Consider the following 14,952-nt stretch of genomic DNA (forward strand, 5'->3'; position numbering starts at 1 on the left):
CGCGCCCTCACACCGCCAGATGGCCGGGGATGCGGAGATGCCGCCGCCCGACCTCGACAAAGAGAGGGTCGCGCTTCGCCGCCCATACGGCCGCGAAGTGGCCGATGGCCCATATGGCGAGGCCGACCAGCCAGAGGCGCAGGCCGAGGCCCACGGCCCCGGCCAGCGTGCCGTTCATGATGGCGATGGCGCGCGGTGCGCCGCCGAGCAGGATATGCTCGGTCAGTGCCCGATGGACCGGGACCGAAAATCCCGACACCGCGTCAAGTTGCTCGAAAGCGCCGGCCATCAGATGAGCGCCCCGCCGCCGAACGAAAAGAACGACAGGAAGAAGCTCGATGCGGCGAACGCGATGGACAGGCCGAACACGATCTGAATCAACCGACGGAAGCCGCCGCTGGTGTCGCCGAAGGCCAGCGTCAGGCCGGTCACGATAATGATGATGACGGCGATGATCTTGGCGACCGGCCCCTCAATGGACTGGAGGATGCTTTGGAGAGGCGCTTCCCACGGCATCGACGAGCCGGACGCATGAGCGGCCGGAGCGAGCATGAGGCTGATGGCAAGGGTGGATGCAGCGGTCGCCATGCTGCGATAGCCGCGCGGAAGGGTGCGGATCATGAAGTTTCTCCTGTGCTGGTGGGGATTGCGGGGGTGATGCGGTAGTCGCCGTCCGGCCCCAGCCCTTCGACGCGGGCGAGTTCGGCCAGCCGGCGCGCGGAGCCGCGCCCGGACAGGACGGCAACAAGGTCGATGGTCTCGGCGATCAGTGCGCGCGGGACGGTGACGACAGCCTCTTGAATGAGCTGTTCAAGGCGACGGAGCGCGCCGATGCCGGTGCCGGCATGGATGGTGCCGATGCCGCCGGGGTGTCCTGTTCCCCAGGCTTTGAGCAGGTCGAGGGCTTCGGAACCGCGCACCTCGCCGATGGGGATGCGGTCGGGGCGCAGGCGCAGCGACGAGCGGACCAGATCGGAAAGCGTGGCGACGCCATCCTTCGTCCGCATGGCGACGAGGTTGGGCGCGGCGCATTGCAGTTCGCGCGTGTCCTCGATGATGACGACGCGATCCGCCGTCTTCGCCACCTCGGCGAGCAGCGCGTTGGTAAGCGTCGTCTTGCCCGTGCTGGTGCCGCCAGCAACGAGGATGTTGGCGCGGGAGGTGACGGCCGCGCGCAGCGTCGTCGCGTGATCGGCGGTCATGATGCCGGCGGCGACGTAATCGTCGAGCGTGAACACCGCGACAGCCGGCTTGCGAATGGCGAAGGCCGGCGCGGCGACCACGGGCGGCAACAGCCCCTCGAACCGCTCGCCGGTATCCGGCAGTTCGGCCGAGACGCGGGGGCTACGCGGATGAACCTCCGCGCCGACGTGGTGCGCGACCAGCCGCACGATGCGTTCGCCATCGGCGGCGGACAGGCGCTCGCCCGTGTCGGCCAGCCCTTCGGACAGCCGGTCCACCCAAAGGCGGCCGTCCGGGTTCAACATGACCTCGACCACGGCCGGGTCTTCGAGAAGCCGGGCAATGGCTGGGCCGAGCGCGGTGCGCAACATGCGCGCGCCGCGTGTGATGGCTTCCGCTCTGTGGTGGTTGGTAGTCATGTCGGCCCCGGTTGCTGGCGGGGACGCGACAGGCGATCCCCGGATCGGGGTCGATTAAGAGAGGCCGAAAACGGGCCGGTTCAACAAGTATCTAAGTGCGTGCGGGCATCGGCGGCCATCGGCGGCAAATGGGATGGGTCTGAATACTTACGCTTGATCGCCGTTGATCTCGGACTGATCCGGCGTTGAATCGTCGCGGAGTGAGTCGATGTCTCGCGACAGCTCTTTGAGGAACCTGTCGCCCGTCGCCAGACGCCGGCCGAGGGTCTGCATGAAGCCCTCAAAGCGTTCCGCGCCTTTTGTGCGGGCGGCGGATTGTGCGGTTCCTGAAAGCGGCGGCGTGATGGTCAGCCAGAAATGGATGAACTGCGCGACCGTCTCGCCGAGCACGGCGAGATCCAGGTCGAGCGTGTCGATCTGGCGGCCGAGCCTGTCCAGGCGGCGCGACATGGCTGCCTCAAGCTGGTCGGTGGAATCGCCGGACAGGTAAGACATGACAGCAGCCTCCACGATGGCGGATTTCGAGACCTTGCGGCGCAGCGCCAGTGTCTCGATCTGCGGCATGAGCGCGGGGTCGAAATAGAGATTCAGGCGGGTTCGGGTTGGCATGGGCGTGTCCTTACAGTTCGATTCCGTCGTCGGGATTCAGGGCGACCTGCCGCGCCACCATCCTCATGCGCTGGCGCATGGCGCGGGCCTTGGCTGCGTCAACGTCCGGCTCATCGTCCAGAAACTCGAACTCCTGTTCGGGCGGTGGCGGGGCGACGATTTCCTCATGCTCGGGCAATTCCGGCTCGCGGCGGATGCCGGCGTTGGCCGGATCGCCCTCGGCCGCGCTGGCGTCGCTCGTCGCGGAACGGCCGGCCGCCGCGACCACGCGGCTCGACCAATCGTCGGATGACGGGTGTGCGGCGGGATCGTCCGCCGGATCGGGCGGGGTCAGGATGCGTTCCTTGAACCGCGTGTCCTCGTAGTAGCGGGCTTTGGTCGCGCGGATCGGCGGCGTGCCCGCGACCATGACGATTTCTTCGGTGGGCGGAAGCTGCATGATCTCGCCGGGCGTCATCAACGGCCGGGCGGTCTCCTGGCGCGACACCATCAAATGCCCCAACCATGGCGCGAGGCGATGGCCGGCGTAGTTGGTGGAATCGCGCAACTCGGTTGCGGTGCCGAGCGCGTCGCTCACCCGCTTGGCCGTGCGCTCGTCGTTCGTGGCAAAGCTGACGCGGACATGGCAGTTGTCGAGGATCGCGTTGTTCGGCCCATAGGCGCGCTCGATCTGGTTGAGGCTTTGCGCGATCAGGAAACCCTTGAGGCCGTAGCCCGCCATGAAAGCCAAGGCGGACTCGAAAAAATCCAACCTGCCGAGCGCGGGAAACTCGTCCAGCATCAAAAGCAAGCGATGGCGTTTGCCGGACGTATGCAATTCCTCGGTCAGTCGTCTGCCGATCTGGTTGAGGATCAGGCGGATGAGCGGTTTGGTGCGGTTTATGTCGGACGGCGGCACGACAAGGTAGAGCGTGACGGGTCGGCGGTTGCCGACCAGATCGGCAATGCGCCAGTCGCATCGTGCCGTTACCCGCGCCACCACTGGATCGCGGTAGAGGCCGAGAAAGGACATGGCGGTGCTCAACACGCCCGACCGTTCGTTCTCGGATTTGTTCAACAGCTCGCGGGCAGATGACGCGATGACGGGATGAACGCCCGCCTCGCCGAGATGCGGCGTATCCATCATGGCCCGCAAGGTTGCCTCGACCGGCCGGCGAGGGTCGGACAGGAAGTTGGCGACGCCCGCCAGGGTCTTGTCCTTCTCCGCGTAGAGGACATGCAGGATTGCGCCGACCAGCAGGCTATGGCTGGTCTTTTCCCAATGGTTGCGCTTGTCGAGGCTGCCTTCTGGATCGACCAGAATATCCGCGATGTTCTGCACGTCGCGGACTTCCCATTCGCCCTGCCGCACCTCCAGCAGCGGATTGTAGGCGGAGGATTTCACGTTGGTCGGATCGAACAGCAGGACGCGGCCGTGCTTTGCGCGGAAGCCGGCCGTCAACGTCCAGTTCTCTCCTTTGATGTCGTGGACGATGCAGCTTCCCGGCCAGGTCAGCAGCGTCGGCACAACCAGACCGACGCCTTTGCCGCTGCGGGTCGGGGCGAAGCATAGGACGTGCTCGGGGCCGTCATGGCGCAGATAGTCGCGTTCGTGCTTGCCGAGCACGACGCCATCGGGGCCGAGCAGTCCGGCGGCGCGGATTTCGCGATCTGCGGCCCATCGCGCCGATCCGTAGGTGGCGACGTTGCGCGCCTCCCGCGCCCGGATGATCGACATGAAGATGGCGGCGGCGATGGCGATGAAGCCGCCAGACGTGGCAATGGCCGCACCCTCCATGAAGATCGCGGGCGCATAGGCGTCGAACGAAAACCACCACCAGAAGAAAGCCGGCGGGTAATAGACCGGCAGGCCGGCCAGCTCGAACCACGGATTGCCGAGTTGGGGCTGAAAGCCGAGGCGGAACGCTACCCATTGCGTCGCTGCCCACGTCATCACCAAAACGATGGTGAAAACTACGGCGATCTGACCCCAAAGGATTCGGCATCCGCGCAATGCAGGCTCCAATCGGTAAAAGAGACGGAGCCGATCAGAGAGTAGGCAAAATCGGGACGGGCAACAGGAAAGGCGATGCGGGAGGACTGCCGGATACTATCGGCGGCAAATAGGATGGGTTGCGATGGTCACTAGGCCGACGAGTCGCCGGGAAATCAGATTGCCTAGCCTGATCGACTCATCTCGCCTGCAAGGTCGAGAAGGCTTCGGAGCGCAGGGCTACGGTTGTGCGGCGACCAGATTGCGGAGAACGGAAGCGGTTCCAACTCGTCGAGGATCGGCACGAAAGTCACGCCGGGCGCGTTCATCGGCGCTGTCGCTTCGCCGACGATGGTGACGCCGTAGCCCTGCGCGACCATGGACAGCAGCGTGCCGCGTTCGACATCGAAGCGCAGGATGGACAGGTTCGCGCATCTGCCCGCCAGGCGCTTGACGATGTGGTCATGCACTTGGGGTCCGGTGCCGCCGTGCCGGACGATGAAGGTGTCACCCGCCAGATCGGCCCAGGTGACGCCTGCTCCCTCGGCGAGCGGATGGCGTGACGGCAGCGCGGCCAGCAGCCGTTCGCTCCATATCCGCCGGGAATGGCAGTCGGGAAACTCGGGCGTGCCTGCCACGAATGTCACGTCGAGCTGGTCGGCGCGAAGCTGCATGACGCTATCGCGGGCCGTGCCCTCGGCGATCTCGACCTCGATGCCCGGATGTCGTTCGCGGTATCGCTCAAGCAGGTTGGCGAGAAAGCTGCCGGGGATCAGGGCATGGATGCCGACGCGCAAGCTGCCGTGTTCGCCGCGCGCGACCATGCCGGCGGTCCTGACGGCATGGTCGAGATGGTCAATCCCGGTCGTCACCCGCGCGACGAAATGCCGGCCGGCCTCGGTCAGCCGGACGCCCCGCGCATGGCGCTCGAACAGGAGGATGCCAAGGTCTTCCTCCAGCGCCTTCACGCGCGCGCTGACACTGGATTGCGCCACGCCGAGCGCGTTGGCGGCGTGACGAAAGTTCAGATATTGGGCGACGGCAAGCGCTTGGATGAGCGATGTCATAGGAATGCGCGACCCCAGCGAGGTCGGCACTCCCTGTTGGCGGTCGATCAACGGTGGTGATTGTCGCCGCCTGCGCATCGGACACCGGCCTAACCGATCGGCAGGCGGCGGCTCGCTGCCCATATCAGGAGGGCGGCGGCGCTAAACGCCACCCCCAAAGCCGAAACGCCGGGCCAGCCCGCGAAGGCATAGGCCATGGTGGAGGCTATCGCTCCGGTCGCGCTTCCGATGGAATAAAACACCATGTAGCCGCCGACGAGGCGACTGCGCGCTTCCGGGTGGCGGTTGAAGATAATGCTCTGATTGGTGACGTGGACCGCCTGCACCGCGAGGTCGAGAAGGACGATGCCGATAAGGAAGATCGGGATTGAGCAAGGGAGCAGCGCGATCAGCCCCCATGACGCCAGCAGCAGCAGGAGCGATATGCCGCTGGTCCACTGACCAAGCCCTCGATCCGCGAGCCTGCCCGCGCCAGTCGCTGCGAGCGCTCCGGTCATGCCGACCAGACCGAACAGACCGATCTGCGTGTGCGAGTAGGAAAAAGGCGCGGCACTGAGCGGCAACACCAATGCCGTCCAGAGCGTGCTGAACGCGGCGAAGACAAGTAACGCCAGGAGGCCGCGAACGAGAAGTATCCGGTCTTGCAGGAACAGGATCGGCGTGGAACGCAGGATCGCGAGATAGCTATCTGTGCTGACCGATGGCCGGCCCGAAGGAAGGGCGCGCAGCAGGAGCAGCACCATGGCGAGCGTCAGGACGGCGGAGGTCATATAGACGGCTCGCCACCCTCCGAGATCGGCGACCAGTCCGGCAACGAACCGGGCTCCGAGAATGCCGATCACGATGCCGCTCGTTACGATGCCGACAGTTGCACCGCGCTTTTCGGGGGGTGCGAGGGTTGCCGCGAAGGCGACGAGGATTTGAATGACGACCGCCATCAGGCCCATCGCCGCCAGACTGGCGAACAGCATCCCTGCTGATCCAGCCAGCGCAATGGAAACGAGGGCGATCACCGAGAGAAGGCTCTGGCCGGCTATCAATCGGCGGCGATCGACAATATCGCCGAGCGGAACAATGAAAATCAGCCCGAGGCCATAGCCGACTTGCGTGAGCGTCACGACAAGGCCGATGGTCGCTGGGGCAATCGCGAAATCCCGCGCCATCGTGTCGAGTAACGGTTGGGCGTAGTAGGTGTTCGCAACGCTGAGTCCGGCGGCGAGTGCGAACAGCAGCGTGGCGGCCCTGGACAGACCGACTTCGGGCGCAGCCGATGAAACCGGCATCGGCCCGGTGGCGGGAGCGTATTCAAGCTGCGGCGTTCCCATACCCTCACGAGATCGCATCGGCGTTCTCCCGCATGGAAACGTGGATGTCGGGTTGCGCAGCCGCCGTCAGTTCCGTCCAGCGGGGAAAGGCTCCACGCGCCGAGACCAGCGCCGCGATCAAGGTGTCCTCGTCCTCGTCGGTGTGCAGCGGCGTCGGCGTGATCCGCAACCGTTCAGTTCCGCGCGGCACGGTCGGATAGTTGATCGGCTGAATGTAGATTCCATCCTCGGCCATGAGCCGGTCGGTGATCGCTTTCGCGAGCGCCGCGTCGCCGATCATGACCGGCAATATATGGCTTGGACTCGGCAGGACCGGGATGCCGTTCGCGAGCATCTTTGCCTTGAGGGAGGCCGCGCGTCTTGCGAGGGCAGCGCGCGCGGAACCGTCTTCCTTCAGTTGATCCAGCGCCGCGCGAATGCCGGAAACGACCGAGGGCGGCAGAGCGGTGGAGAAAATGAAGCCGGGAGCGTGGCTGCGGACGAAATCGACCGCATCGCGACTGCCGGCGATATAGCCGCCGATGGCTCCGAAGCCCTTACTGAGCGTGCCCTGGAACATGTCGATGCGGTCGAGCAGGCCATCGCGCTCCGCCACGCCGGCCCCACGCGCGCCATAGAGGCCGACCGCATGGACTTCATCGACATAGGTGAACGCGCCGTGCCGTCGCGCGACATCGCAGATCGCTTCCATGGGAGCGAAATCGCCATCCATGGAATAGCAGCTCTCGAAACATATGATCTTGGGCCGGTATTTGCAGACGGAAGCGATCTGCCGTTCGAGGTCGCGCCAGTCGTTGTGCCTGAATATCCGCTTGTCGGCGCCTGAGTGGCGGATGCCCTCGATCATCGACGCATGATTGAGTTCGTCCGAAAAGATCACGCAGCCGGGCAGAAAGCGGCCGAGCGATGACAGGGCGGCGTCGTTCGCCACATAGCCGGACGTGAACAGCAAGGCGGATTCCTTGCGGTGCAGGTCCGCCAGCTCTCCTTCGAGCAGAACATGCTCATGGGTCGTCCCGGAGATGTTGCGCGTGCCGCCCGCGCCCGCGCCATATCGTTCCAGCGCGGCACCTGCCGCGCGGATGACATCGGGATGAGCGCCCATCGCCAGATAGTCGTTGGAGCACCAGACCGTGACGCGTCGGCCTGTGCGGTGGTCATAGGCATGGACGCCGCTATGCGAATCCCGTTCAAGATCGGCGAAGACACGATAGCGCCCCTCGCGTCGCAGGTTTTGCAGCGTTTCGGCGAAGCAGGAGTCAAAATCGAAGCCGTTCATGGGTTCCGTCAATCGGGTTGCGTGGCAACTTGCGCCGCCATCGGGGAAAGACACATCTCATCCGCGCCGGCCTGCAGTGTGCGCTCCAGCACCCGGTATGTGCCTTCGACAGCGCGGCGCAGCGCGGTTTCAACATCGGTGCCCTTCGCCACATGAGCGGCGACAAGGCCGCTCAGGAGGTCGCCCGTCCCGCATGGGCGGATCGGCAGGCGCGGTGTGGCGATGCGCGTCATCAGTCCATTCGCGCAAAGAACCGTCTCGACCTGGCCGGCCGGCGTATCGGCGAGCGTGCATCCGGTTGCGATCACTGCCGGTCGCCCGCCGTGCGCTATCCCATCGCTGGCCGTTAGAAGCCCCGCCGTGTCGCGCGCCTTCGTCCCGGCCAGAAGCTCCAGCTCGAACTGGTTGGGCGTGACGATCGAGGCGAGCGGAACGAGTTGGTCGCGGAATATGTCCGTCAAACCGTCCGCGACGAAGACGCCGAGGTCGTCATCGCCCATGACGGGATCGCAGAGATAGACGAGGTTTGGATTGTGCTTCCGGGCGGTCGCGACGAACCGCGCCACATGCCCGGCAATCGTCGGCGAGCCGAGATAGCCGGTCAGCAGCACCGTTGCGCGCTCGACCAGCCCACGTTCCTCGACTCCGCGCAGCAGGTCCGCCACCAGCCCGGCGTCCAGCACCGTGCCCCGCATCGTCGAATAGTGGGGATGATTGGAAAGCAATGCGGTGGGAACGGCCGCCACCGTCACGCCTTCGGCCTGCATGGGATAGACTGCGGCGCTGTTGCCGACATGGCCGTGGACGACCTGGCTCTGAATTGAGATGACCAGCATCAGGCCGTCCCTGCCGCGCCCGGCCAGTAATGGGAATCGGGAAGCGGCCGGGCACCGAACACCGCTTGGCCGACCCGGACGATGGTAGCGCCTTCCTCGATCGCCCAGGCGTAATCGCCCGACATGCCCATCGAGAGGTCGGCAAGTTTCGCACCCTGCGGAGCTTCCACCAGCGCGCGATCTCGTATGCCGCGCAGCAGGCGGAAACAGCGACGCACCTCCGCCTCATCGGGCGTGAAGGTGGCAAGCGTCATGAAGCCCTTGGGGCGCAGCGCGTCGAAGGCGTGCAATTCCCGCAGGAACGCAGGCACGTCCTCGGGTGAAAGGCCATATTTGCTGGCTTCGCCCGATGTGTTGACCTGCACCAGCACGTCGAGGCCATGCCCGAGAAGCTGGAGCCGTTTTTCGAGCGCGGTCGCCAGAGAGAGACGATCGAGCGACTGCACCTCGCGCGCGAAGCGCAGCGCATCCTTCACCTTGTTGCTCTGGAGATGACCGATCATCGTCCAGCGGATAGGCTCGCCGGTCAGGGCTTCCGCCTTCCTGCGCCCCTCCTGCACCTTGTTCTCGCCGAGGTCGGTCGCGCCCGCGCGGACGGCTTCCAGCACCCGTTCAGCCGCCACGGTCTTCGTCACGAGGACGAAGCGCACCGCGTCCGGCGAGCGTTCCGACCGCGCTGCGGCGTCGGCGATCTTCTGCCGGACGACTGCGAGATTGGCGGCGACATCAGCCATCCGTCCCTCCATCAATCGGCCAGGCGTCGGTTAGCCGGCGAACCCGGTCGCGCACCGACGGGCCGGGCTCGTGCCCGGCGCGAAGCGCGCCAAGCACCTCCAGAATCAGCGCGCCGACTTCGCGAAAGGCCGCTTCGTCGAATCCGCGCGAGGTCGCGGCGGGCGTGCCGAGGCGGATACCGGAGGTGACGGTCGGCGGCAGCGGGTCGAACGGAACGGCATTCTTGTTGGCGGTCAGACCGAAGCGTTCGAGAGCTTCGACCGCCGCCTTGCCGGTGACGCCGAAAGGCTGGAGATCGACCAGCAGGAGATGACAGTCGGTGCCGCCGGTGACGAGGCGCAGTCCGCCCGCCATGAGCACGTCGCCCAGCGCCTGTGCATTGGCGACAACGGCGCGGGCATAGTCGCCGAACGCAGGTTGAAGCGCTTCATGGAAGCTCACGGCCTTCGCGGCGATGACGTGCATGAGCGGGCCGCCCTGCGTGCCGGGAAACACGGCCTTGTCGATCTTCTTCGCCAGCGCCGCATCGTTGGTGAGGATCAGCCCGCCGCGCGGTCCCCTGAGCGTCTTGTGCGTGGTGGAGGTGACGACATGCGCATGAGGCACGGGGTTGGGATAGAGCCCGGCAGCGATCAGCCCGGCATAGTGCGCCACGTCCGCGACCAGCCAAGCGCCGGCCGCGTCGGCGATGGCGCGCATGCGCGCGAAGTCGATCTCGCGCGGATAGGCGGAGCCGCCAGCGAAGATCAGGCGCGGCCTGGCGTCACGGGCAAGACGGTCCAACTCGTCATAGTCGATCCGTTCGTCATCCTCGCGCACGCTGTAAGGTGCGACCTCGAACCACCGTCCCGACAGGCTGACGGGCGATCCGTGCGTCAGGTGGCCGCCGCAGGCGAGATCGAGCCCCATGATCCGGTCGCCCGGATCGAGCAGCGCGAACAGGACAGCGATGTTGGCGTTCGCGCCCGAATGGGGTTGCACATTGGCATGGGCCGCTCTGAACAGCCTGCCGGCCCGGTCGATGGCGAGCTGCTCGACCCTATCGACCGCCTCGCAGCCGCCATAGTAGCGGCGGCCGGGATAGCCCTCGGCATATTTGTTGGTGAGGATCGAGCCTTGCGCGGCCCGCACTTGCGCGCTGACGATGTTCTCCGACGCGATCAGCTCGATATGATCCTGCTGCCGTCTTGCTTCCTGCCCGATGGCGATGGCGAGTTCGCTGTCGACCGCTGCTGTCATTGCGCCAGCCCCTGCAACCATTCGGTCAGCATCTTGCGCGCCGCGTCGCGCAAGGCCGGGCCGAACCGCTGGGCATCCTCGCGCAAGGCGCGCGGATCGACGCCCGCCGACGCCAGCTCGGCGGCGTGGCCGACCAGCCAGCGTTCGATGCCGGCGCAGGCGTCCACCTCGGGATGAAACTGGAGGCCGAGGACGTTCCGGCCGCGCGCGAAGCCCTGCGTCGCGCAAAGCGCCGTCGTTGCGAGATTCTCGGCGTCTTCGGGGGTTTGGAAGGCGTCGCCGTGCCAGTGCAGCACGGAGACGCCTTCCAGATGCCTGAGCGGCCCAACCCGCCCGGCATCGGTCAGGGTCAGCTCCGAAAAGCCGATTTCCTTGATTCCGCTCGGCGCGACCTTCGCGCCGAGCGTCGCCGCGATCTGCTGCGCGCCAAGGCAGATGCCCAGGGTCGGACGATCCGCGTCCAACCGTGCTTCTAGTATCTGCCGTTCTTCGGCCAGGAACGGATAGGCGTCCGTCTCATATACCCCCACCGGGCCGCCGAGCACGACGAGCAGATCGGCAAGCGGGGGGTCGAGCGTCCAAAGGTCATGCACGCCGAGATCGTAATAGTGAATCCTGTAGCCAGCGGCCGTAAGCACGGCCTCGAAGGTTCCGAGATCCTCGAAATGAACATGCCGGATGGCGACCGCCGTTTTCAGCATGGCGGGGGCTCCCCTCGACATGGCGGTCAGCGCAGCGCCGAAAGATCGGCACCGTGATTGATATGATAGACAGCTCCGGCGATGACGAGCGCGGGAACAGATTTCACGCCGGCTTGCTCGGCTTCATCGATGCGGCCCTTGCTCTCGCCAAGGTGGACGACCTCGACGTCATAGAGGCTCTTGTCGAGGGCACCGGCAAATCGCTGCTCGGCATCGACGCACACTGAACATCCGGCGTGATAGAACACTGCTTTCTCGGCCATGCTTCGTTCCTTCTCTCTCGGCCTCGGCGCGATTGCGCCGGCCTTCCTCCCATGCAATAGCTTCTATCCGGCCTATTCAGGAGTGCCGGTTTGTCGAAAGTGGGTAGGCCGGTTTGGGAAAGCGTGGCGACATCTCGATCGAGTTGACGGAAGACGGCGGACAGCCGGTTTTCCTCAACCTTGCTACGACCCTCATCCGTGAGATCGAGCGCGGTCGCCTGAAGCCTGGCGATGCCTTGCCAGGCACGCGCACAATGGCGCGGAACCTCGGACTTCACCGCAACACGGTCGATGCGGCCTATCAAGAATTGACCATGCAGGGCTGGCTCGTATCCGAGCCGTCGCGCGGCACGTTTGTCGCGCGCGACCTGCCGGACATCGCACCGACTCGCGGCAGGAGGCGCAATCGCGTTCCAGCCAAGACCGTGGAGACAGGAAAGAACGCGCCGCCGCCGCTGCGTGTATCGGACGGCGCACCGGATTCCAGGCTCATGCCACGCGCCGAGCTGGCGCGGGCGTTCCGTCGTGCGCTCTCCGCGCCCGCCTTCCTGTCGGACGGGGGCTATGGCGATCCGCGCGGCGCGCTTACTCTGCGCACAGCCCTCGCAGATTATCTCGGGGTTGAGCGGGGTCTGACAGTTTCCCCGGCCGATCTGCTGGTGACGCGCGGGAGCCAGATGGGACTGTTCCTCGCCGCCTCCGCAATCATCGAACCAGGAGAAGCCATTGCGGTGGAGCAGCCGGGTTATCCGCTCGCCTGGGCGGCTTTCCGCGCGGCGGGAGCAAAGGTGGTCGGCGTGCCCACCGATGCCCAAGGAATCGACGTGACGGGTCTTGAGCGTATTGCCGACCGGGAGCCTTCGCTGAAGGCGGTCTATGTCACGCCCCATCATCAATATCCGACCACGGTGACGCTAGGCGCGGGCCGCAGGCTGAAGCTGCTCGATGTCGCGCGCCGTCGCGGGCTGACGATTGTCGAGGACGACTACGATCACGAATACCGCTTCGACGGTCGTCCCGTCCTGCCGCTGGCGGGACGCGCCGAGGCGGAGTTGCCCGTCATCTATGTCGGCTCACTTTCCAAGCTGCTCGCTCCGGCCGTCCGCGCTGGATATGTGACGGCGCGACCAGACCTGCTCGCTCGTATGGCCTATCGCCGCGAAGCCATCGACCGGCAGGGCGATCTGCCGCTCGAACAGGCGCTCGCGAGTCTGATCGAGGACGGGACGCTGCGCCGGCACGCTCGCAAGGCCCGCCGCATCTATCAGTCTCGGCGAGACCATCTTGCGGGGGAATTGATCGACAGGCTCGGCGATGACGTGACTTTCGACGTTCCCGCTGGCGGCCTTGCCATCTGGCTCAGGCTGCGGGCCGGTCTCAGCGCCGAAACATGGGCAGCCAACGCCCATCGCTCGGGTCTGGCGGTAACGCCCGGTTTGCAGTTCGCGCTCGACGCCGCGAGCGCGCCGGAGGCGTTTCGGATCGGCTACGCCAGCCTGGACGAAAAGGAACTGACGCGCCTTGTCGGCCTGTTCGCGCGAACGCGGCCAGGATCGCGCTAGGCGCATCGCATCTTCAGGCAAAGCGCTTGGCACCCGCTACGCACCCGACAACGATCACGGTTGACGCGATCATGGTCCAGGCGATCGGCTCGCCGAGGAAGATCGCTGCCTGCAGAAATCCGAAAAAGGGCTGGAGAAGCTGCAACTGGCCGACGCCCGCGATGCCGCCAAGCGCAAGGCCCCGATACCAGAATATGAAGCCGACCATCATGCTGAAGATCGAAACGTAGGCGAGGCCGATCCACGCCGGAACGCCGACATTGCTCCACGTATGAGGCAGGGTGAGCAGCGCGATTGCGGCCATGATCGGCAACGACAGCAACAACGCCCATGAGATAACCTGCCAGCCGCCAAGACGGCGCGAAAGTATCGCCCCTTCCGCATAGCCCATGCCGCAGACAAGAATGGCCGCGATCATGAGCAGGTCGCCCGTCAGCGTTCCTTCATTGCTTCCATAGAGTGCAAAGCCGGCGACCGCCGCCGCCCCGGCAACAGAAAACAACCAGAAAGCGGGCTTTGGCCGCTCGCCTCCGCGTAGCACGCCAAAGATCGCGGTCGCGAGCGGGAGCAGTCCGATGAAGACGATAGAATGGGCGGCGGTGATATGCTGAAGCGCCAGCGCCGTCAGAAGTGGAAAGCCGACGACACCGCCAATCGCCACCAATGTAAGCGGAAAGATGTCATGTCGTTCCGGCCGTGTCTGGCGAAGGGCGAACAGGAACACCGCGCCGAGTAACGCGGCGATTACTGCCCGCGCGGAGGTCAGAAACATCGGCGAAAAGTCCGCGACTGCAACGCGCGTGGCCGGCAGCGACCCACTGAATATGATGACGCCTAAGAGGCCGCTGCCCCAACCCGCAGTCGTTCGTTCCATAAATCCTCGCTTTCCTGACCTCCCGAAATAGCCGTTCAGCTCTGGTGCTGGAAGGAACAGTCAGATACAATTATGACGAATTGTATTGGTAAACTAAGCCACACAGTTGTGTGGCAGAGCTGGATTGAGCGGTATGGGAACGCGGACAGAAGTGCTGATGAACGCCGTTCGCACCAAGATCGCGAACAGGGCGCTCGGGCCGGGGGATCGCTTGCCATCGGTTCGCCGCTTCGCTGAAACGATGGGCGTTTCCCCCTCCACCGTCGTCGAGGCTTATGATCGGCTGGAAGCGGAAGGGGTTATCCGTGCCCGGCGAGGTTCGGGCTTCTTTGTAACCGGCGCTCACCTGCCACCGATGGCCTTGGCAGAGATGGGACCGTCGCGCGAGCGCGATGTCGATCCATTTTGGGTATCCAAGCAGTCACTTGATGCTGATTCGTCCGTGCTCAAGCCTGGCTGTGGGTGGCTCCCTTCCGACTGGATGCCAAATGCCGCGCTTCGCAGAGGACTGAGGGCGCTCAGCCGTGCTGACGATACGCTGCTGTCCGATTATGGGAGCACACGCGGTTCGCTCGCCCTGCGTCGCCTACTACTCAGCCGGTTCACCGATGAAGGCATCACGGCGACGGCGGATCAGATAATGCTGACTGCCTCGGGAACGCAGGCGATCGACCTAATATGTCGCCTTCTATTGCGGCCTAACGATACCGTTCTCGTCGATGATCCTTGCTACTTCAATTTCCAAGCACTTTTGCGCGCGCATCAGGTCAACATCGTCGGCGTTCCTTTTACACCCACTGACCTGACCCCCAGCCTTCCCCCAGCTGGGATTAGAGCCGGGCGGTTGTTTTGCGCATGCGCGCGGTTGAAGCAATGGGCTGTGCAGCGG

Annotated in this window: 16 protein-coding genes; 2 read left to right on the forward strand and 14 right to left on the reverse strand. The window is 65.1% G+C overall.

The window, feature by feature from the left end; translation table 11 throughout:
• Positions 1-7: 7 nt before the first annotated feature.
• The 13 genes from H2041_RS03420 to H2041_RS03480 all read right to left on the reverse strand — a co-directional run bounded on the left by H2041_RS03420 (position 8) and on the right by H2041_RS03480 (position 11,627).
• Positions 8-289, reverse strand: a complete 282-nt coding sequence (locus H2041_RS03420; protein ID WP_293409442.1) for a VirB3 family type IV secretion system protein — start codon at positions 287-289, stop codon at positions 8-10.
• Entirely contained in the window at positions 289-621 is a 333-nt protein-coding gene (locus H2041_RS03425; protein ID WP_293409443.1) for a TrbC/VirB2 family protein, read from the reverse strand. Before H2041_RS03425 ends, H2041_RS03420 begins: the two co-directional genes overlap by 1 nt.
• Positions 618-1,601, reverse strand: coding sequence for a P-type conjugative transfer ATPase TrbB (gene trbB, locus H2041_RS03430; RefSeq protein WP_293409445.1), 984 nt, complete (start codon positions 1,599-1,601; stop codon positions 618-620). Before trbB ends, H2041_RS03425 begins: the two co-directional genes overlap by 4 nt.
• Positions 1,602-1,748: 147 nt before the next feature.
• On the reverse strand, positions 1,749-2,210 hold the full coding sequence (locus H2041_RS03435) for a CopG family transcriptional regulator (protein WP_293409447.1): 462 nt from the start codon (positions 2,208-2,210) through the stop codon (positions 1,749-1,751).
• A 10-nt stretch (positions 2,211-2,220) separates the two neighbouring features.
• Positions 2,221-4,203, reverse strand: a complete 1,983-nt coding sequence (locus tag H2041_RS03440; protein ID WP_293409449.1) for a conjugal transfer protein TraG — start codon at positions 4,201-4,203, stop codon at positions 2,221-2,223.
• A gap of 164 nt (positions 4,204-4,367) precedes the next feature.
• Entirely contained in the window at positions 4,368-5,300 is a 933-nt protein-coding gene (locus tag H2041_RS03445) for a LysR family transcriptional regulator (RefSeq protein ID WP_293409452.1), read from the reverse strand.
• A gap of 38 nt (positions 5,301-5,338) precedes the next feature.
• Positions 5,339-6,592, reverse strand: coding sequence for an MFS transporter (locus H2041_RS03450; protein WP_293409454.1), 1,254 nt, complete (start codon positions 6,590-6,592; stop codon positions 5,339-5,341).
• Positions 6,579-7,853, reverse strand: a complete 1,275-nt coding sequence (gene hemA, locus H2041_RS03455; protein ID WP_293409456.1) for a 5-aminolevulinate synthase — start codon at positions 7,851-7,853, stop codon at positions 6,579-6,581. Before hemA ends, H2041_RS03450 begins: the two co-directional genes overlap by 14 nt.
• An 8-nt stretch (positions 7,854-7,861) precedes the next feature.
• Positions 7,862-8,689 carry a pyridoxal kinase gene (pdxY, locus tag H2041_RS03460; RefSeq protein ID WP_293409458.1) on the reverse strand — a complete coding sequence of 276 codons (828 nt, stop codon included), beginning with the start codon at positions 8,687-8,689 and terminating at the stop codon, positions 7,862-7,864.
• Positions 8,689-9,423 (reverse strand): YggS family pyridoxal phosphate-dependent enzyme, encoded by a 735-nt coding sequence (locus H2041_RS03465; RefSeq protein ID WP_293409461.1) that lies wholly within the window; start codon positions 9,421-9,423, stop codon positions 8,689-8,691. Before H2041_RS03465 ends, pdxY begins: the two co-directional genes overlap by 1 nt.
• Complete coding sequence (gene glyA / locus H2041_RS03470; protein WP_293409463.1) at positions 9,416-10,663, reverse strand: serine hydroxymethyltransferase; 1,248 nt, start codon at positions 10,661-10,663, stop codon at positions 9,416-9,418. The genes H2041_RS03465 and glyA overlap by 8 nt, the downstream gene beginning before the upstream one ends.
• Positions 10,660-11,364 (reverse strand): glutamine amidotransferase, encoded by a 705-nt coding sequence (locus H2041_RS03475; protein WP_293409465.1) that lies wholly within the window; start codon positions 11,362-11,364, stop codon positions 10,660-10,662. The genes glyA and H2041_RS03475 overlap by 4 nt, the downstream gene beginning before the upstream one ends.
• A 26-nt stretch (positions 11,365-11,390) precedes the next feature.
• Positions 11,391-11,627 (reverse strand): thioredoxin, encoded by a 237-nt coding sequence (locus H2041_RS03480; protein ID WP_293409467.1) that lies wholly within the window; start codon positions 11,625-11,627, stop codon positions 11,391-11,393.
• Between the two features lie 113 nt (positions 11,628-11,740).
• Between H2041_RS03480 and H2041_RS03485 the strand changes: the two genes are divergently transcribed.
• Positions 11,741-13,189, forward strand: a complete 1,449-nt coding sequence (locus H2041_RS03485; RefSeq protein ID WP_293409470.1) for a PLP-dependent aminotransferase family protein — start codon at positions 11,741-11,743, stop codon at positions 13,187-13,189.
• A 13-nt stretch (positions 13,190-13,202) separates the two neighbouring features.
• Here H2041_RS03485 and H2041_RS03490 read toward each other — a convergent pair whose 3' ends face one another.
• Complete coding sequence (locus H2041_RS03490; RefSeq protein ID WP_293409473.1) at positions 13,203-14,063, reverse strand: DMT family transporter; 861 nt, start codon at positions 14,061-14,063, stop codon at positions 13,203-13,205.
• A 157-nt stretch (positions 14,064-14,220) separates the two neighbouring features.
• Here H2041_RS03490 and H2041_RS03495 point away from each other — a divergent pair.
• A partial coding sequence (locus tag H2041_RS03495) for an aminotransferase class I/II-fold pyridoxal phosphate-dependent enzyme (protein WP_293409475.1) occupies positions 14,221-14,952 on the forward strand: 732 nt, incomplete at its 3' end.

Origin of the sequence: Phenylobacterium sp., from assembly GCF_013911965.1 — a bacterium.
Lineage (GTDB): Bacteria > Pseudomonadota > Alphaproteobacteria > Caulobacterales > Caulobacteraceae > Phenylobacterium.

Coding starts and splice junctions, on each gene's coding strand:
- H2041_RS03420 (WP_293409442.1), bottom strand. CDS start 289: ATGGCCGGCGCTTTCGAGCAACTTGACGCGGTGTCGGGATTTTCGGTC.
- H2041_RS03425 (WP_293409443.1), bottom strand. CDS start 621: ATGATCCGCACCCTTCCGCGCGGCTATCGCAGCATGGCGACCGCTGCA.
- trbB (WP_293409445.1), bottom strand. CDS start 1,601: ATGACTACCAACCACCACAGAGCGGAAGCCATCACACGCGGCGCGCGC.
- H2041_RS03435 (WP_293409447.1), bottom strand. CDS start 2,210: ATGCCAACCCGAACCCGCCTGAATCTCTATTTCGACCCCGCGCTCATG.
- H2041_RS03450 (WP_293409454.1), bottom strand. CDS start 6,592: ATGCGATCTCGTGAGGGTATGGGAACGCCGCAGCTTGAATACGCTCCC.
- hemA (WP_293409456.1), bottom strand. CDS start 7,853: ATGAACGGCTTCGATTTTGACTCCTGCTTCGCCGAAACGCTGCAAAAC.
- pdxY (WP_293409458.1), bottom strand. CDS start 8,689: ATGCTGGTCATCTCAATTCAGAGCCAGGTCGTCCACGGCCATGTCGGC.
- H2041_RS03465 (WP_293409461.1), bottom strand. CDS start 9,423: ATGGCTGATGTCGCCGCCAATCTCGCAGTCGTCCGGCAGAAGATCGCC.
- glyA (WP_293409463.1), bottom strand. CDS start 10,663: ATGACAGCAGCGGTCGACAGCGAACTCGCCATCGCCATCGGGCAGGAA.
- H2041_RS03475 (WP_293409465.1), bottom strand. CDS start 11,364: ATGCTGAAAACGGCGGTCGCCATCCGGCATGTTCATTTCGAGGATCTC.
- H2041_RS03480 (WP_293409467.1), bottom strand. CDS start 11,627: ATGGCCGAGAAAGCAGTGTTCTATCACGCCGGATGTTCAGTGTGCGTC.
- H2041_RS03490 (WP_293409473.1), bottom strand. CDS start 14,063: ATGGAACGAACGACTGCGGGTTGGGGCAGCGGCCTCTTAGGCGTCATC.